The organism is Acidovorax sp. SUPP2825 (genome assembly GCF_030158995.1).
Taxonomy (GTDB): domain Bacteria; phylum Pseudomonadota; class Gammaproteobacteria; order Burkholderiales; family Burkholderiaceae_C; genus Paracidovorax.
This window is the reverse complement of the sequence record NZ_BQXK01000028.1, coordinates 19,835-38,891: the sequence shown is the minus strand read 5'-3', so window position 1 is coordinate 38,891 and position 19,057 is coordinate 19,835. Positions and strand designations below refer to the sequence as shown.

Annotated in this window: 7 protein-coding genes and 1 pseudogene; 7 read left to right on the top strand and 1 reads right to left on the bottom strand. The window is 66.3% G+C overall.

Annotated elements, in window-relative coordinates:
• Positions 1 to 176 precede the first annotated feature (176 nt).
• The 7 genes from AVAK2825_RS23105 to AVAK2825_RS23075 all read left to right on the top strand — a co-directional run bounded on the left by AVAK2825_RS23105 (position 177) and on the right by AVAK2825_RS23075 (position 18,694).
• Complete coding sequence (locus AVAK2825_RS23105; protein ID WP_284402765.1) at positions 177 to 791, top strand: LuxR C-terminal-related transcriptional regulator; 615 nt, start codon at positions 177 to 179, stop codon at positions 789 to 791.
• Positions 792 to 1,162: 371 nt separating this feature from the next.
• Entirely contained in the window at positions 1,163 to 3,370 is a 2,208-nt protein-coding gene (locus AVAK2825_RS23100; protein WP_284402768.1) for a type I secretion system permease/ATPase, read from the top strand.
• Entirely contained in the window at positions 3,367 to 4,905 is a 1,539-nt protein-coding gene (locus AVAK2825_RS23095) for an HlyD family type I secretion periplasmic adaptor subunit (RefSeq protein ID WP_284402764.1), read from the top strand. Before AVAK2825_RS23100 ends, AVAK2825_RS23095 begins: the two co-directional genes overlap by 4 nt.
• Positions 4,906 to 5,071: 166 nt before the next feature.
• A complete protein-coding gene (locus tag AVAK2825_RS23090) occupies positions 5,072 to 5,812 on the top strand; it encodes a hypothetical protein (protein ID WP_284402763.1) in 741 nt (246 codons plus the stop codon).
• A 110-nt stretch (positions 5,813 to 5,922) separates the two neighbouring features.
• On the top strand, positions 5,923 to 6,798 hold the full coding sequence (locus tag AVAK2825_RS23085) for a hypothetical protein (protein WP_284402762.1): 876 nt from the start codon (positions 5,923 to 5,925) through the stop codon (positions 6,796 to 6,798).
• Positions 6,799 to 7,030: 232 nt separating this feature from the next.
• Positions 7,031 to 17,881, top strand: coding sequence for a putative Ig domain-containing protein (locus AVAK2825_RS23080; RefSeq protein WP_284402761.1), 10,851 nt, complete (start codon positions 7,031 to 7,033; stop codon positions 17,879 to 17,881).
• Between the two features lie 357 nt (positions 17,882 to 18,238).
• Entirely contained in the window at positions 18,239 to 18,694 is a 456-nt protein-coding gene (locus tag AVAK2825_RS23075; protein ID WP_284402760.1) for a hypothetical protein, read from the top strand.
• Positions 18,695 to 18,714: 20 nt separating this feature from the next.
• On the opposite strand, the pseudogene AVAK2825_RS24870 reads toward AVAK2825_RS23075, so the two are convergent.
• A pseudogene (locus AVAK2825_RS24870) lies at positions 18,715 to 19,037 on the bottom strand (transposase); the annotation flags it as partial.
• Positions 19,038 to 19,057 lie beyond the last annotated feature (20 nt).

The window sequence follows — 19,057 nt, the reverse complement described above, 5'->3', positions numbered from 1 at the left end:
CACGAAGGCTGGGATCAGGGGTTGTAGCTGCCGCCACAGTTCTTTACTAACGGGTCGTCGTGCCATGAGGGCAGCGAGCATAACTGCTCTGCGGAGGCCCCGGAGGAAGTGGTGTTAGCCACTCTTATTGCGAATAGGGCGGGGTCGGGAATACGGGGGCAAGATCACGCACCGGCTTGCACATGATCCTGTCCCGAGAACCGGACATCCTCGTGAAAGGGGATGCGGGCACGGGGCATGAAGCGCTGCCGCAGATCCGGCGCCTGAGGCCGGACGTCGTGATCTGCGACATCAATCTGCCGGACAGCGGCGCGATGCAGATCCTCCCGCGCCTTGCGGAGCACGCGGGGCAAGGCCCGCGCATGGTGATCCTGTCCGAGCTGGAGGAGGGGCCGTGGCCACGGCGTGTGCTTCAGGCCGGCGCCTGCGGCTTCATTGCCTTGGGCAGCGAAGTGCGCGATCTCCTGCGTGCCGTGCGCGAAGCATCGCTGGGGCGGCGCTATCTCGGGCGATCGATCGCCAACCGCCTGGCGCTGGAGGCCGCGCGGGGCCAGGAAACGCCATTCGACGCGCTCTCTGCGCGCGAGATGGAAGTGGCCTGGCTGCTGGTCCAGGGACTGCGGCACAAGGAGGTGGCTGCGCGCCTGGGCATCAATGCGAAGACCGTGGCGACGTACAAGGCGCGAGTGCGCGCCAAGCTCGGCATTCGTCACAACGTTGCGTTGGTGCGGATGGCGCAGCAGTACGGCTGGGCGGAGGAGGGCGCAGTACTTCCATCCCGTGGCAGATAGCACGGTCCGGTTGCGATGAAGACAGCGCTGTCTGCGCGACGGTGGGGCGCTGCACACGGGCTCGAATGGGAGAAGTGCGCTTGCCGTTCGCCTTTTAGGGAGGGGCGATGACCTGTGGATTTGCCGCCACAGAGGCCGGACGAGGACGTGTAAATGGCCTTGCCGCACAGTCAATGGCGTTTGCAGCTCAACCTTAGATTCCCATTCGGCGGGACGCTATCAAATTACAAAATGTTTCAAAAAAGAAGATTGTTCAACAATTTTGAGTGCGTCCATTCATCGCCGTTGTCGCATAGCATCCGCGCCTTCGAAAACAGGGAAAGTTCGGGATGGGAGAAGTACACGCGGCGCCTGCGGGCGTGGCCGCAGGGATGGCGCACGCTGTTTCGGCAAACGAGCGGCATGGCCCCGTTGATGGCGGCGGATTCGCAGCACTGTGCCTCATCGCCCGCCTGCACCAAGTCGCAGCCGACCCGGCCACGTTGGGGCACCAGATGGGCCTGCAGCCCAGCGAAACCGCCACGATGCAGGACCTGGTCCGGGCGGCCAAGCACATCGGCCTGAAGGCCAAGATCAGTGCCACCACCACTGACCGACTGGCCCTCAGCCCCTTGCCGGCCCTGGCCATGGTGCGCAACGCGGCCGGCGAGGTGCGGGCCATCGTCCTGGCGCAATGCAACGGCCAGCGCGTGCTGCTGCAAGACCCTTCCGCCGGCCCCGGCGGCAACCGCCCCACCATCGAATCCCTGGAAGACTTCGCCGCGCAGTGGACCGGCGAGTTGCTGCTCATCACCAGCCGCGCCAGCCTGGCGGGCGAGCTCGCCAAGTTCGACTTCTCGTGGTTCATTCCCAGCCTCGTCAAGCACCGCAAGCTGCTGGGCGAGGTGCTGCTGATTTCTTTCATGCTGCAGCTCTTCGCGCTGATCAGCCCCTTGTTCTTCCAGGTGGTGATGGACAAGGTGCTCGTCCACCATGGCGTGACCACGCTGGATGTTCTGGTCATCGGCCTGGTCGTGGTGGTGGTGTTCGAGAGCCTGCTGAACGGCCTGCGCGGCTACGTCTTCAGCCACACCACCAATCGCATCGACGTGGAACTGGGCGCGCGGCTGTTCCGCCACCTCATGCAGCTGCCGCTGTCTTACTTCCAGGCGCGCCGCGTGGGCGATTCGGTGGCCCGCGTGCGGGAGCTGGAGAACATCCGCAGCTTCCTGACCGGCAACGCCCTCACCGTGGTGCTGGACGTGCTGTTTTCCGTCATCTTCATCGCCGTGATGCTGTTCTACAGCGTGCCGCTCACGTTGATCGTGCTGGTCAGCCTGCCGCTGTATTTCGGCCTGAGCCTGGCCATCGTGCCCGTGCTGCGGCGCCGGCTGGACCACAAGTTCGCGCGCGGCGCGGAGAACCAGGCCATGCTGGTGGAAACCGTCACCGGCATTCAGACCGTCAAGGCCAGCGCGCTGGAGCCTTCGTTCGCCCGCCGCTGGGACAACCAGCTGGCCGCCTATGTCAGCGCCAGCTTCAAGACGCAGAACGTCGCCGCCTGGGCGCACGAGGCCGTCAACCTCATCGGCAAGCTGGTGAACGCCGCCACCCTCTGGTACGGGGCCCACCTCGTCATGGACAACCAGCTCACCGTGGGCCAGTTCGTCGCCTTCAACATGTTCGCGCAGCGCGTGGCCCAGCCCATCATGCGCATGGCCCAGCTGTGGACCGACTTCCAGCAGACCGGCATCTCCATGGCGCGCCTGGGCGACATCCTCAACACCCGCACCGAAGTGCCGCCCTCCAGCGCCGCGCAGTTGCCCCCCATCCAGGGCCGCATCACCCTGGACGGCGTGCACTTTCGCTACCGGCCCGAGGCTGCGCCCGTGCTGGGCGGCGTCAGCCTGGACGTGCGGCCTGGGGAGGTCATCGGCATCGTGGGCCGTTCGGGCTCCGGCAAGAGCACCCTTACAAAATTAGTGCAGCGGCTGTACGTGCCGGAGCAGGGCCGCATCCTGGTCGATGGCATCGACATCAGCCTCATCGATGCCGCCCAACTGCGCCGCCAGGTGGGCGTGGTGTTGCAGGAGAACCTGCTGTTCAACCGCAGCGTGCGCGAGAACATCGCCATCGCCGACCCCGCTGCGCCCATCGAAGCCGTGGTGCACGTCGCCCGCCTGGCCGGCGCGCACGACTTCATCAGCGAGCTGCCCGAAGGCTACGACACCCTGGTGGGAGAGCAGGGCGGCAGCCTGTCGGGCGGCCAGCGCCAGCGCATCGCCATCGCGCGGGCCCTGTTCACCAACCCCCGCATCCTCATCCTGGACGAAGCCACCAGCGCGCTCGACTACGAGAGCGAGGCCATCATCCAGCGCAACATGGCGCACATCTGCCAAGGGCGCACCGTGCTCATCATCGCCCACCGCTTGAGCGCCGTGCGGCACGCGAACCGCATCATCGTCATGGACAAGGGCAAGATCGTCGAGGCCGGGCCGCACGATGCGCTGATCCAGCGGCAGCAGGGCCTGTATGCCCACCTGTGGCGCATGCAGGATGGCAGCAAGGCCGCTCCCGCTGCCGAAGGGGCGATCGCATGACGGACACCGTGATCGCCAGCGCCGCCGTGGCGTCGGATACCCCTGCGAATGCCCCCGCAAGTGCCCACGTCGCCAAACCCCAAACGCAGCGACACCCCGTCATCGAACTGCTGGGCCGCTACCGCGCCGTCTTTCGTGCCGCCTGGGCGCACCGGGCCGAACTGGCGGGCCCTTCGCGACTGGCGGACGAGCAGGCCTTTTTGCCCGCCGCGTTGAGCCTGCAGGAAACGCCGGTCCACCCGGCCCCCCGGCGCATCGCCTTCGTGCTGATGGCACTGTTCGTGATCGCGTTGCTGTGGGCCATCTTCGGCAAGATCGACATCGTGGCCGTGGCGCCCGGGCGGGTCATCGTGAGCGACCGGACCAAGCTCGTGCAGCCGCTGGAGAACAGTGTCATCCGCCGCATCCTGGTCAAGGACGGCGACCACGTGCAGGCCGGCCAGCCCTTGCTGGAGCTGGACCCCACCGCCGCGCGGGCCGACAAGGCCAGCTTCCACGAAGCGCGGCGGTCCGCAGATTCGGAATGGGTGCGCAGCCGGGCACTGCAGCAGATGCTATCGAATCAGGAGCAAAAGAACCCTGCTGGTAATGCGGTGGTGGCCCGTTTGACCGCAAAGGACCTTCCCGCCGAATGGAGCCGGGAAGAAACCGCTGAGGCCAATGCCTACCTGGCTGCCGAGTGGAGCGACATCACAGCGCGGCTGGCCAAGCTGGCCGCCGAGCGCCAGCGCCGCCAGGCGGAGATGGCCACCGTGCGGGCCATGATCGGCAAGCTGGAGGCCACCGTGCCCATCGCGCGCCAGCGCGAGCAGGACTTCAAGGCCCTGGCGGACCAGGGCTTCATGTCGGGCCACGCCAACCAGGACCGCACGCGCGAGCGCATCGAACTGGAGCGGGACCTGGCCACCCAGCAGGCCCGGCTGGAAGAAGCCCAGGCCGCGCTGCGCGAGGCCGAGCAGACCCGCAGCGCCTACCTGGCCGAAACCCGCCGCGCCCTGAGCGATCGCCAGGCGCAGGCGGACTTGAAGCGCCAGCAATCGGGCCAGGAGCTGGCCAAGGCCACCCAGCGCGAGCGGCTTGCCACGCTCACGGCGCCTGTGGCCGGCACCGTGCAGCAACTGGCCGCCCACACCGAAGGCGGGGTGGTCACCGAAGCCCAGGCGCTGATGGTGATCGTGCCCGACAGCGCCGGCGTGAGCGCCGAGGTGACGCTGGAAAACAAGGACATCGGCTTCGTGGCGCCAGGGCAGGAGGTGGCCATCAAGCTGGAGACCTTCCCGTTCACGCGCTACGGCACCGTGAAGGCCACGGTGGACAAGGTGACGCAGGACGCGGTCACCGACGAAAAGCGCGGCGCGATCTTCCCGGCGCTCATTACTTTGAACCAGAGCCACATCGACGTCGACGGCAAGCCGATCCGGCTGGCGCCGGGGATGAACCTGACGGCGGAGATCAAGACGGGTAAGCGGCGGGTGATTGAGTACTTGCTGAGCCCGATCCAGAGAGCAGGCAGCGAAAGCTTGAGGGAGCGCTGACGGCACGCTTGTCGCACGGGACCGCCATCGGTTGCCACCTGCCAACGCGGCAAGGCAGCACAGCGTATCCGCACCACGAAACACCTCCTGCGAGCCATCGCACAGCCGCGGCTGTGAAGCGATGGGCGTGGGTTTTACAGATCCATTGAAAACGAAAGGAATCCCGATGAGCAGCAACAACAACCAGAACGCCCCCGCCGTTTCGTGGCGCTTCCAGGGCACCCAGGGAGCAACGCCCTGGAAGGAAAACTATGTCGAGTCCACCCTTGCGGCGGAGCTTGCCAGCACGGTGGTGCTTCCTGCAGGCGGTACGGCCGCCGCGCCTGCGCTCTCTGCCGCTGTGCAGGAAGCGCGGCTGACCCAGGCCTCCATTGCACAGGCGACGGCCACTGCGGCAGACACCGTGCAATGGAACCTGGAGGCACTGCAGTCGCGTGGCTGGGATGGCGTGCTGGGTGAACTGGTTGCCTCCGAGGCGGCTTCGCAGACCATCGCCAGCGTGGAGAGCATGCGTCCCTACGCCTACGAGTTGGGGGTGGACGCAGCACAGGACGCAACGCTCTCAGAGCGCACCAAGCCGCTGGAGTGGTCGGCGGGCGAAGCAAGCATGGAAAGCACCCGTCCCTATACGACCGACAGCGAAGCGCTGGCGATCTTCGAGTCCACCAAGCCGATGCAGCTGTCGGATGTGACGGACGGTGCAGGAACGACCAAGCCGCTGGAGTGGTCGCCCTCCATGAGCAGCGCATTGGAGCAGCCCCTCGCGCTGGCACTGGAAGGCAGCGCACAGCAATTGCTGCAGGCCATGGCGGGCTTTGCGCCATCGGCGATGGGGACTGCGGCAACGGCTTCGGCGACCCAGCCGGTCTTGTGGAATCAGGCCATCGTCGTAGGGGCGCAGTCGTGAAGTGACGCGTGCTTAACGAAGAGCTGACATCGGATGCTCAGGCGTTGATGTCGCGAAATAAAAGCAAGCGATGAGAATTTTTGTATGCGTCTACCAACGGAAGGGAAGAAATGCGTGATTACTGGATGACTCAATCCCTGCTGCAAGTCATGGGCTGGGGATATGTCGCGGTGGTGCTGATCGCACTACTGATTGCAGCGTGGGCGCCTCGGCGCAATCCGCATAAGGCGCTGTGGGTGCTGATCGTTCTTGGAGTAGGCTCGATATTGCCGATTAAGAGCTATCAGCAATATGAGGAGCAGAATAATATAAGTGAAGCGAGAAAGCAGCAGTACGCAAAAGCCAAGGCATTATTTGATGAGAGGTGTAAAACGGCGGGAGAGAAAATTTATAAAACTATCGATAACGTCGATGGAATTCAAATTATTCGAGATAAGGCCGTTGGATCTGATGTTCCTGTGCAGTTTAGATTGAACAATCCATACGGCGGGGCTTGTGATAGTGATTCGTGTATAGCAATGTATTTGATTGACACCTCAATGAGTCCAGTCAATGGTGATGCTAATTCTGGAAGGTATGAGCCGAATAAAAAAAGAATTTATCATTTTGTGGAGGTAAGTGATGGCGAATCTTCGGGGTTGCGTAGATACACAAAATTGGATTCATCATCGCCTCTTGAAAAGCAATCTGTATTGCAAGGTAAAGCGCGCTATGGAGTGATTTTGAGCGATGTCTCAACGCCAGAGGATAGATCTTTGTGGATAGCTGGGGGGAGTATTAAAATTATTGATCTTAAAAATAAAGATGTACTTGCAGAGAGAAAAGGATATTTGTTAGATCCAGGGCAAGGTAGCACCGATGGGCAACGCAGTCCGTGGGATTGGGCGCGTGTTCATGGAAATTCCTGTCCTTCCATTGGGCAGCACAATCAAGTATTTGTTGAAAAAGTAATTAGGCCAGTTAAGGGTGTGCGTCATGAGCAATGAAGTGGCTCAATATTTAAAGTACTCTGCCGTTCAGATGGCAGCTGAGGCATTTTTGGATCGTCCCGGTGATCTTGTCGCTCTTCTCAAAGCAGGGAACACGCGTTCCAGTAGATTTACCGGGGTTCAAGCGGCTCAGTTCGATCAGAACTGGAGTTTGATAGATCACCTTAGCAATACCGCGGCGGGATTTTCAGGGGCCTTGTTTAAAAACAAGGAAACCGGCGAATTGGTCATGAGCCTGCGCTCAACCGAATTCGCCGATGACTCGGCGCGCGACAACCAAGCGACGAACACGCTGGAGATCAAGGAGAAAGGCTGGGCGTTCGGCCAGATCGCGGACATGGAGAAGTGGTATGCGGACCTGCGGGCGAGCGGCAAGCTCGGTGCCAACGACCGCTTCACCGTCACCGGCTACAGCTTGGGCGGGCACCTGGCGACGGCGTTCTACCAATTGCGCGAAGAAGAGGGAGATGCTGGGCGCATCGCCTCCACCTACACCTTCAATGGCGCAGGCGTCGGGCTCGTCAAGAACGGCGGCACCTTGAGCGCCGCCATGGACGACTTCACCGCCCATCGGGGCAAGGGCAGCAACGCGGCGAGCTTCGTGACCACCGAGGGGGCGCAGCGCTACGCGGAGCTGAGCGGCAAGTTTGCAGCCGGCCAAGGGGCCCAGGCGGGCGGTTCGGGCGCGATCAAACAATCGGTCGATGAGTTGACTGCGCGGCTGGAGCAACCCATCGCCAGCCAGGCCACGCGGGCAGAGCTGCAACTGCTGCGCGACGCATTGCGCCGCATGCTGTCCATCGCCAACGAAGCGCAGCGCGTGAACAACGGCATCCCCAATACCGGCGGTGTCGCCGCGCAGCCCGTAGCCCTGGCAGCCATCGAAGGCGCCTCGCTGGACTACCAGTTGGCGGTTCTGCATGCGGCGCAGAACACCGCACCCTCGGCCGGTCTGGCGGGCAATACCTTCCAAGCCGTCGCGGGACGCAATGCGCTGGGTTCGCCGAAGCCTAATTTCTACGACCTCTACGGCTCCAACTTCGGCTCCCTGGGCGACTTCTCGGCCGTCGCCAACTCGCAGATCCACTACGGCAAGCAAACCCCCATCTGGATCGAGGACCAGCCCTTGTACCGGGGTACCGTGCTGGCCGACATGGGCAGTGCCTCCTGGCGGGCCGGCGAAGCCAAGCTGCTGGTGGACAACTTCGGCCAGAACGACTTCGGCGACACCCACAGTCTGGCGTTGATCGCCGACAGCCTGTCGGTGCAGCAGACCCTGGTATCGCTCATGCCTTCCGTCGACCAGGGCGTGCTCAACGCCGTCTTGAAAGCGGCGTCGAACAAGCCGTCTTCGGCGGACAGCGGCGGGCAGGGCAAGGCCGATGGCACCAGCCTGGAAAACCTCGTCAATGCCGTGGCGCACACGCTCGGCATCCAGGGCACGGACCTCAAGGGCAACCCGAATGGCGGTACCTGGGCGCGCATCGAGGCCCAGGATGGCTACAGCGGCCGGGATCAGTTGCACGAGCGGCTCAAGGCCATTGGTGACTGGGCCACCGAGAAGAAAGTGGCGGGCAAGCTCGTGCTGCGCGTTCCAGACTCCGGCATTCGTGCGGCGGCGCGCAACGACTTCGGTGCGCTGCTGGCGCTGCAGGACCTGAGCCCGATCTGGATCACCGGGGCCGATGCCGCTGCCAAAACCGCTTTGGAGGCGGTCTGGAGCGGCAGCCGTGCGGCCGACTACAGCGCTTGGCAGGCCGACAAGTCCAAGGCCACGCCAACGGGCTTTACCGACGAATGGATGAAGGATCGGTCCGTCTTGCTGCAGGCCGTCGTTCTGCGCAACCAGCAAAACAACCAGGCACAGGAAGTGCTCGATGTGCGCGCGACGCCCGGGCAGGTGACCTTCTTCCACTACACCGATCCCGACACGGGCGAAGACACCCTTTTCAGCACCCGTGGCAGTCGGGAGAACCGATTGCCAGACCAGCACCTAATGTTCGGCAACGACAAGGACAACGTCCTCACCGGATATGACAACGCTCTCGGTGACCACCTCTACGGAGGCGCTGGCAACGACACCCTCAAGGGTTTGAGCGGCGCCGACTACCTCGAAGGCGGTGCCGGCAACGACGTGCTGATCGGCGGTGCAGGCGATGACACCCTGGTGGGCGGCGCGGGCTTCGACACCTACCGCATCCAGGCCAATGAAGGCCGGGACACCATCGTGGACAGCGGCACGGGCAATGAGGGCGGCAGCATCGAACTGGCCGGGCGGGCGGTGGTGGGCGGCGGCACGCTGATCGCCACCGCTTCCGGGGCCGGGCAGCCCTACACGGTGTGGCGCGACGAGAGCAACACCGCACAGCCCATCGACTACCGGCTGAACGTGGACACGCGCGAGCTCACCATCACCGGCCACGGCAGCACCGTGGTCGTCAAGAACTTCGAGCCCGGGCAGCTGGGCATTGTGGTGCCGGCCGGCGTGCCCAAGCCGCTGCCCACGCCGGCCTCGACCTACGACCTGTCCAGCCTCACCGGCCAGACCGCCTACGACCGCCTCACCGATGCGCAGCAAGACAGCGGCCTGCGGCTGGAGAACGTCGCGCAGGCCGGCACCAACCGCAGTGGCGCCGCAGGCGGCGCCAGCGCGGACGTGCTGGCCGCGGGCAGCGCCGGTGCGAGCGCACGGCAGACCCTGTTTGGCGAGGGCGGCGACGACGTGCTGTATGCCGCAGCGCCCGTGGACCTGGCCGCCGCCATCGCGGGCGGCGAGACGCAAGGGCCCAGCGGGCGGGGCTTCGTCAGCCTGGTGGGCGGGCAGGGCGGCGACCGGCTCGTGGGCGATGCGGGCGACGACGTGCTGTACGGCGGGGCGGGCGACGACACCCTGGTGGGCGGGGGTGGCAACGACATCATCCTGGCCGACGGCAACGGCGAGGGCCTGGTGCTGGGCGATGACTCGGCGTCCTACAGCAGCGGCGCCAACGACGTGGCCACGGGCCAGGTGCGGGTCCTAAACGCCGAGGTCGTCATGGCGCGCATCGGCACCACCGCCACCGACAGCACCGGCCGCGCCTATGAAAGCACCGACCTGTGGGGGTTCGCGTTCAACCCCCTGGCCGAGATCGACCTGTCGGGGCTGCTGGCCATGCGGGCCGAGGACATCAAGCCGCCGGCCGGCGACACGCACGTCTATGCCGCCGGCTCGCAGCGCACCTTCGCCCAGATGAACGACGGGAAGGCCTTCGTGGGCAACGTGGGGGTGGGCGCGGGCGCCGACACCATCTACGCCGGCGCGGGCGATGACGTGGTCAATGCGGGTGCGGGCAACGACATCGTGTTCGGCGGCGCGGGTTCGGACATGGTCGCCGGCTACGACGGCGACGACTTCGTCGAAGGCGGGGAAGGCAACGACTGGCTGGAAGGGGACTACACCGTGCAGGCCATGGACGGCGAGCAGGCGGTGCAGACGCTGACCTACCACGGCGCCAGCATGGTCATGCGCAACACGCTGGATGCCGCGCGCCATGGCAGCGACGTGCTGGACGGCGGCGCGGGCGACGACACCCTGATGGGCGGCGGCAAGAACGACCTGCTCTATGGCCGGGCGGGTGACGACCGGATCTATGGCGACCACCTGCGCATGAACGGCCCGCAAACCGGGGACGACCTGCTCGATGGCGGTGACGGCGACGATGACCTGTTCGGCGGCGGCGGCAACGACGTGCTGCTGGGCGGCGCAGGCAAGGACATCCTGGAGGGCGACGACCGCACGGGCGAGATCGATGCGCAGTGGCACGGCGCCGACCTGCTGGACGGCGGCGCAGGCGAAGATGCTCTCTACGGCGGCGGTGGCGACGACACCTTGCGCGGGGGCGACGGCGACGACTGGCTGGCCGGCGAGGACGAACGCACCGAGAAAGCGGTATCCACCCTCACCGGCAACGACGTACTGGATGGCGGGGCCGGCAACGACGCGCTGATGGGCGGCAACGGCAACGACGCACTGATGGGTGGCGAGGGCAACGACCGTTTGAGCGGCGGTGCGGGCAACGATACCTTGCAGGGCGGGGCCGGCAGCGACTGGATGGACGGGGGGCTGGGCGATGACACCTACGTGCTGGAGGCGGACGACGTGCCGGTGAACTCGACCAGCACCGCCGAGCTGTTGCGCGACGCGGGCGGCAACGACACCGTCGTCGTCTCGGGCCGGCTGCAGGCCGCGCGCACGAGCAAGTCGGCCAACCTGGCGCTGAGCGTGGGGGAACCTGCCGAGCAGCGCGCACTCATTCTGGAGGACGGGTTCACGGGTGCATTCGAGACCCTGGTGGTCGATGGGGTGCAAACGCGTGTGTCCGAGTGGATCCGCGCCAACGTGACGGAGGACAAGACACTGGCGGCGGGCGCGGGAGGCGAGGCGTTCGGGGGCGCCGGAGCCGACTTCATGGTCGTGGCGGCCGGCGGCGCAACGCTGGAAGGGGCCGGAGGCAACGATACCTTCGACCTCTCGCCGGCCAACGAGACGGGTGGCGCGCGGCTGCGGTTCCGGCTGGGCGACGGGCAGGACGTGGCCATTGGCTCGGTGAGTGGCGCCACCCTGGCGGGCCTGCCCAGCGGTGGCACCCGCCAGGCCAACGTGTTCGAGTTCGGCGAGGGCATCACGGCGGCTGGGGTGTCGCTGGTGCGCCAGTACGTGGGCAGCGACATGGCGCTGTTCCTGCGTTACGGTGCGGAGCCGGGCGGTGCGGGCGGCGACTCGATCCGCCTGGATGGCCTGACGGGCGAGGACGGACGGACCTTCGACCGCCTTGAGTTCGCCGATGGCTCGGCCGTGACCTGGGACGAAGCGGTGGCCCAGGGCATCGTGCTGGACATGCGCGCACGCACCGATTCGGGCGCCTGGTATGGCGAGGGCACCGCCTACCGTGACCTCATCACGGGGCGCGACGGCAGCGACCGGATCTACGCAGGATTCGGCAACGACGTGGTGAATGCCGGCAGCGGCGACGACCAGGTGTGGGGCGGCGCGGGCAACGACGTGATCGATGCAGGCGCAGGCAACGACAAGGTGTACGGCGACGCTGGCAGCGACGTCTTCCTGTTCGGGCGCGGCGATGGCAAGGACGAGTTCTCTGCCGGGCCTGCCGAGGCCGGCGCGGTCGATGTGCTGCGCTTCAAGGAAGGCTTGGCGCTGTCCGACCTGGTGGTCTCACGGGTGGACGACGATTTGCTGGTGCGCATCGTCGGAACGGACGACCGCGTGACCGTGCGCTCGGCCTATGCCGATCAACCGCTGGCGCGCGTGGAGTTCGCAGGCGGTGCGGCCTTCGCGCTGGCCGATCTGCCGCTCACGCCGGGCAACGCCCAGGCCAGCGCGGGCGCCGACACGATCTACCTGCTGCCGGGCGGCGATACCGTGAATGCACAGGGCGGTCAGGACGCGGTGCGCGGCGGGCGTGGCAACGACACGATCGACGGTGGAGCCGGCGACGACCAGCTCTATGGCAATGCCGGCGACGACGTGCTGTCCGACAGCACGGGCGACAACACCTTCGATGGCGGCGACGGCAATGACCGCATCACCGGCACGGGCAGTGCGGTCAACGCCGGGGACGGCGACGACACGGTGGAGGTGCCTGGCGCCCGGGTCATCCTGGGTGCGGGCAACGACACCCTGGTCGTGCGCCGTTCGGTGGCTGCCACGGGGCAGACGTTGCTGCTGGACGGCCGCACTGCCGCAGGCACGGCGCGCACCGTGCGCTTTGCCTCCGGCATCGCGCCCCAGGACGTGACCTTGGCCGCCGTGCCCGGCAGCAACGGGCGCAAGGACCTGCTGGTGCAATGGCCCGGTACGGGAGCCGGTGGCGTTCAGCAGCTACGCATCGATGGCTTCATGGGATTCGAGGCCGACCGCCAGGGGCTGCGCTTCACCTTCGAGGATGCACCCGCCACGGTGTGGAGCTACCAGGATGCCTACCGCCGCGCCAATGTGGGCACGGCCGGCGACGATGCGCTGCAGGGGGGCGCCGGTGACGACGAACTCGACGGCCTCGCCGGCAACGACAGCATCGAAGGGCTCGCCGGCAACGACGTGCTGCGCGGCTCGCAAGGCGCGGACACGCTGCGCGGGGGCGAGGGCAACGACACGCTGATCGCCGGCGAAGGCAGTGCGATGGGTTCCGACACGCTCTATGGCGATGCTGGGGATGACGTGCTGGTGGCCTCCACCAGCGGCACCTCGCGGCTGTCGGGCGGCGAGGGGGCGGACACCTTCCGCATCGGCCCGGGCGGGCGGCATGTGATCGTGCAGGACGACGCCGTGTCGCAGGACGTGCTGGAGTTCGACGCTTCGATCGCGCCGAAGGACGTGACCGTCACGCACGTGAACGGCGCGGCCATGCTGGTCGCCCGGGACCCGGTGTCCGGCGCGCTCCGCGTCTCGGTGGAGCTGCAGGGTTTGCTGCGCAACGCGCAGCCGGGCGGCGTGGCCGAGGTGCGCTTCGCGGGCAGTCCCGCCACCGTGTGGACGCTGGAGAACCTGCGCGAGCGCGCGCTCCAGGGCACCGCGGGTACGGACACGGTGATCGGCTTCGACTGGCGCGACGACCGCCTCGCCGGTGGTGCGGGCGACGACACCCTGCGGGGCCAGGGCGGCAACGACGTGCTGTCGGGCGACGCGGGCAACGACGTGCTCGAAGGCGGCCTTGGCGACGACGTGTACCTAGTCGGCAAGGGCGAGGGGCGCGACGTGATCACCGAGACCGGTGGCACGGACACGCTGCGCTTCGGGGCGGGCATCGCCGCGGCGGACGTGAAGCTGGTGCGCACCTCCAGCCCTCCCACCGACCTGACCGGCCGCACGACGGCGTTCGCTGCGGCGGACTCGCTGGTGGCCGTGCTGCCCGGGGGCGGGCAGGTGTGGATTCCGGGGTTCTTCAGTGCGGGGGGCGGGATCGAAGGGATCGAGTTCGCCGATGGCGCGCGCTGGAGCCTGCAGGACATCCAGAGCCGCACGGTGGACGCTCGCGGCACGGCCAATGCGATGCAGGGCACGGCAGGCGACGACACCTTCACCGTGGACCATGTGGCCGACACCATCGCCGAAGGCGCGGGCCAGGGCACCGACACGGTCAGCAGTGCCGTGTCGTACGTGCTGCCCGGCGAGGTGGAGAACCTCACGCTCACGGGGTCACTGGACATTTCGGGCGTCGGCAACGCCGCCGCCAACGTGATCACCGGCAACGCGGGCAACAACGTGCTCAACGGCATGGGCGGAACGGACCGCCTAGTGGGCGGTGCGGGCGACGACATCTACGTGGATGCGGCCGGCAGTGCCAGCGAAAACATGGACGTCATCGTGGAACGTGCCGGGGAGGGCAACGACACGCTGCTGCTCGATGCCAAGAACCGGATGCTGGACGAGAACGTCGAGAACCTCGTGCTGATGGACTGGAGCAATACCTTCCGGATGATCCCCTTGGAGTCCTACTACGGATTCCGGCCTTCCTACCAGCTCTACGATGGACGGGCGGACGAATCCCGGCTCCAGCTCAGCGGAAACACCGGCGACAACGTCATCGACGCGACGAACCAGGGGCGCATCAGTGCCACGATGATGCGCAACCGTTCGGAAGTACTCGGCGGCATCGTCCTGGACGGGGGCCTGGGCAACGACACGCTGATCGGCGGTGCCGAGGACGATTACTACGTCCTCGACAGCCTGGGCGACAAGGTGGTGGAGACGGGCATTACGGACAACGGGACCCAGTTGTCCCTCAACGACACGGTGGTCTCCTCCCGCATTTCCATCGACCTGCCGCTCAATGTGGAGAACATCGAACTGCTGGGCGACCAGGCGATCAACGCCACTGGCAACGACCAGGCCAACCAGATCCGCGCGTCCCGGAACACGGCGCGCAACGTGCTCACCGGCAAGGGCGGCGACGACACCTACTACGTTGGGATCGACGACGCGGTGGTCGAGCAGGCCGGCGGCGGCACGGACCGGGTCATCATCGACGTCATGGCGATTGGCGCCGCGGCCTACCATTCCAGCGGCAAGGTGTTCCGCCTGGACGACTACGCCAACGTGGAAAACCTCGCGGCCAACGGGCAACTGCGCGGCAACCAGCCTGCGCAGGGCGTGCACCTGGTGGGCAACGCCGGCAACAACACCGTGAGCGGCTCCTTCCAGGACGACATCGTGGAAGGCGGCGCGGGTGACGACGTGGTCGAGGACCAGTTCGCGGCCATCCGCCCCAATGCTTCGTTGTACTCCAGCGGCTGGGACAACGACGAACTGCTGGGCGGCGCGGGCGATGACCGCCTGGTGAGCTATGCCGGGCGCGACGTGATGGATGGGGGCACGGGCAACGACACGCTCGTCGGAGGCGATGTCTTCCGTTTCGGCCGGGGCGATGGACAGGACGTGATCACGGCATGGACGGGCCGCGCCAGCGCGGACCGGCAGCAGGCGCTGCGCTTCAAGGCCGGTGTCGTGGCCTCCGACGTCAGCGTGCGGCGGGTCGGCGATACCTTGGTCGTGGCCATCCGCGGCACCACCGACCAGGTTACCGTGCAGGGCTTTTACGGAGACCAGGAATTCAACGCGGTGCGGCGCATCGAGTTTGCCGACGGCACTGCCTGGGGTTTCGATGCGCTGATGCGCATGACCGACCCGAACACCGTGAACCACGCGCCGGTCCTGTCGGCGGCGCTGCCCGAGGCCAAGGCCGCCACGAACACGCCGTTCAGCTTCACGCTGTCGGCGGGCGCGTTCAAGGATGAGGACGCGGGTGAGGTGCTGACGTACAGCGCCACGCTGGCGGATGGCAAGCCCTTGCCGGGGTGGCTGGCGTTCGATGCGTCCAGGCTCTCTTTCAGCGGCACCCCAGCCGCCACCGACCAGGGCGCTTTGAGCGTGCGCGTGACGGCCACCGATGCGATGGGCGCGCAGGCGAGTGGCAGTTTTGCGCTGAGCATCGCCGCGGGGAACCGGCCGCCCGTGGCGGGCGCAGCGATCGCGCAGCAGCGCGCCACGGAAGACGCCGAATGGCGGTTCACGGTGCCTGCCGGCACGTTCACCGATGCCGACGCGGGCGATGTCCTGACGTGGACTGCCCAGCACTTCGGCGGAGGCCCGCTCCCCGACTGGCTTTCGTTCGATGCCGCCACGCGGACCTTCCACGGCACGCCGACGGGCAATGACGGCGGTACGTTGGGCGTGGCACTGGTGGTCACCGACCGTGCAGGTGCCTCGGCGCGCCTGGGCTTCGATGTGTGGGTGGAGACCGTGAATGACGCCCCGGTGGCCAAGACCCCGCTCACCGCGCAGTCGTTCAAGCAAGGCGCCGCATGGAGCTTTGCCTTGCCGGCCGACGCATTTGTCGATGAGGACGAGGGCGACGTGCTGACCTATTCCGCCACCCTGTCATCCGGCGCTGCGCTGCCGGCGTGGCTGACGTTCGACGCTGCCAAGAAGACGCTGCGCTCCTCCAGCACCTCGGCGCCAGCGGGCACCTACGAAATCACCATCACCGCGACGGACGAGGCGGGTGCCAAGGCCTCCCAGAAGCTTCCGTTGACCGTGCAGTCCAGCACCATCACGGGCACCGCAAGCAACGACACCCTCACCGGCACCAGCGGCAACGACACCCTCGACGGTGGCGCGGGCGCCGACACCATGACGGGCCTGGGTGGCGATGACACCTACGTGGTCGACAACGCCTCCGACAAGGTGGTGGAGGCCGCCAACGCGGGCACCGACATGGTGCTGTCCAGCGTCACCCACACCCTCGCAGCGAACGTGGAGAACCTGACCCTCACCGGCACGGCCGCCATCAACGGCACGGGCAATGCGCTTGCCAACGCACTCGTGGGCAATGCCGGTGCGAACCGGCTGGACGGCGGCACGGGTGCGGACGCGATGACCGGTGGCGCAGGCAACGACGTGTATGTGGTGGACAACGCGGGCGACACGGTGATCGAGGCCGCCAACGGCGGGACCGATGCCGTGGAGTCCTCCATCACCCACACCCTGGCGGCGAACGTGGAGAACCTGACGCTGACCGGCACGGCCGCCATCAACGGCACCGGCAATGCCCTGGCCAACACCCTGACGGGCAACAGCGGGGCCAACCGGCTGGACGGCGGCGCGGGTGCGGACGCGATGACAGGTGGCGCCGGCAACGACGTGTACGTGGTGGACAACGCGGGCGACACGGTGATCGAGGCCGCCAATGGCGGGACCGATGCCGTGGAGTCTTCCATCACCCACACCCTGGCGGCGAACGTGGAGAACCTGACGCTGACCGGCACGGCCGCCATCAATGGCACCGGCAATGCCCTGGCCAACACCCTGACGGGCAACAGCGGGGCCAACCGGCTGGACGGTGGCGCAGGTGCGGACGCGATGAGCGGCGGCGCAGGCGACGACGTCTACGTGGTGGACAACGCCAGCGACACCGTGACGGAAGGCGCCAACGGCGGCACGGACACCGTGGAGTCCTCCATCGCCTACACGCTGGGCAGCGACGTGGAGAACCTGACGCTGACGGGATCGTCCGCGCTCAACGGCACCGGCAACGCGCTGAACAACCGGCTGCTGGGCAACGCGGGCGCCAACACGCTGACCGGCGGCGCGGGCGCGGACTATCTGGACGGCGCGGCCGGGGCCGACACGCTGGTCGGCGGGTTGGGCAACGACACCTACTGGCTCGGCAGAGGCTACGGCCTGGACACGATCCAGGAGAACGACAGCACCAGTGGCAACCAGGACATCGCGAAGTTTGCCAGTGACATCTCGTCGCGCCAACTGTGGTTCCGCAAGTCGGGCAACCACCTGGAGGTGAGCGTCATCGGCACGAACGACAAGTTCATGGTGACCGACTGGTATTCCGGTACCAAGAACCAGGTGGAGCGTTTCGACGCGGGGGACGGCAAGAGCCTCACCAACAGCCAAGTGCAAAACCTGGTGCAGGCCATGGCATCGTTCTCGCCACCCGCGGCGGGGCAGACGACGCTGCCGGCCAACTACCAGAGTGGGCTGGAGTCGGTGCTGGCGGCGAACTGGAAGTAAGGCGGTAGTCCGTTGAAAAAGGGCCAGGGGGCGCTTCGGCGCTGCCTGGCCCTTTCACGTTGACGCGTCGCCCACCCCAGCGCAATTGCGTGCCCAAACAAGCCATTGCACTGCAGGGGAAGGGCATCGCGTGGCTGCCGCGGTCAAGCATGTCGAGCGCGATGCGCAATGTGCCGGTTCCCGGGGTAGGGAAACCCTGCCCCTGGTTCGTCTTGTACAGGATGGGCAAACCGATTCGCGCCGATGGCCCGGTGCCGGATGGCTGCCCAGCTGCTTCGGCAACCTGCCTCGGCGCGGCGTTCGCCGACCGATGCGCTGGGATGTCGATCCCACGTCCAAAACACAAGGAAGCCCTGAATGAACCTTCGAGCTCGTCTGCGTCAAATTACTGCAACCGCCGTGCTCTTTACCCCGCTGTTCGTCGGCGCCGTCGCATCGGTGCACGCCGCCGCGCCGCGCGCCGAAATCGCCACGCAGGTGAAGACCTATGCGTCCACCGATGGGGTCAAGGCCTGGACCCTGCGCTATGGCCCGCGCGAGAAGAACCAGGCGTTGATCCAGGTCACCGATTCCGACAGCGCGATCGACAAGAAGATCCTGATGGCGACCACCACCAGCACGGCCAAGGACACCCGCTACACGGTCCAGCTCAATGGCCGCCCCTACGTGCTGCTGATCCTCAACGAGAGTTCGGGCGAACTGTATGTGCCCGGCTCGCAGAAGCCGACCTGGGTGCGCTACGACGCCGACCTGTCGGCGCAGAGCAACCCCGAGCACTACCTGACGGACTACGAGCAGCAAGGCGTGCGCTGATCGTTCGCGCATGCTTGCGCGCTTGAGGCGTTGCGCCCCAGTCTCTCGCGGGCCGCGCCAACCTGATTTTTTAGCCTGCTTCAGCACGCTCACTCCGTGCTGGTCAGGGCTCGCTTCACTTGCGCCAATGCGCATAGACGTTTTGCCACTTGGGAAACTCCGGTGGCAAAAAGCGCCATGGGCAGCCCGTGCGCAACAGGTATAGCACCGCGCAGAACACCTCGCACAAGTCCAGTGTCACGGGCTTGGTATTGCGCCGAACATCGCGCAGCAACGGCTCTATCTCGGCAAACTTCTCTCGACTGAGGTCGCTTGGGTGCAGCTTTCTTTTACATCCACCTATCGTCTCTTCTCAGGAGATCG

Bases quoted from the DNA above. Each gene is read 5' to 3' on its own strand.
- AVAK2825_RS23075 (WP_284402760.1), top strand. From the start codon at position 18,239: ATGAACCTTCGAGCTCGTCTGCGTCAAATTACTGCAACCGCCGTGCTC.
- AVAK2825_RS23085 (WP_284402762.1), top strand. From the start codon at position 5,923: ATGCGTGATTACTGGATGACTCAATCCCTGCTGCAAGTCATGGGCTGG.
- AVAK2825_RS23080 (WP_284402761.1), top strand. From the start codon at position 7,031: ATGAGCCTGCGCTCAACCGAATTCGCCGATGACTCGGCGCGCGACAAC.
- AVAK2825_RS23100 (WP_284402768.1), top strand. From the start codon at position 1,163: ATGGCGCACGCTGTTTCGGCAAACGAGCGGCATGGCCCCGTTGATGGC.
- AVAK2825_RS23090 (WP_284402763.1), top strand. From the start codon at position 5,072: ATGAGCAGCAACAACAACCAGAACGCCCCCGCCGTTTCGTGGCGCTTC.
- AVAK2825_RS23095 (WP_284402764.1), top strand. From the start codon at position 3,367: ATGACGGACACCGTGATCGCCAGCGCCGCCGTGGCGTCGGATACCCCT.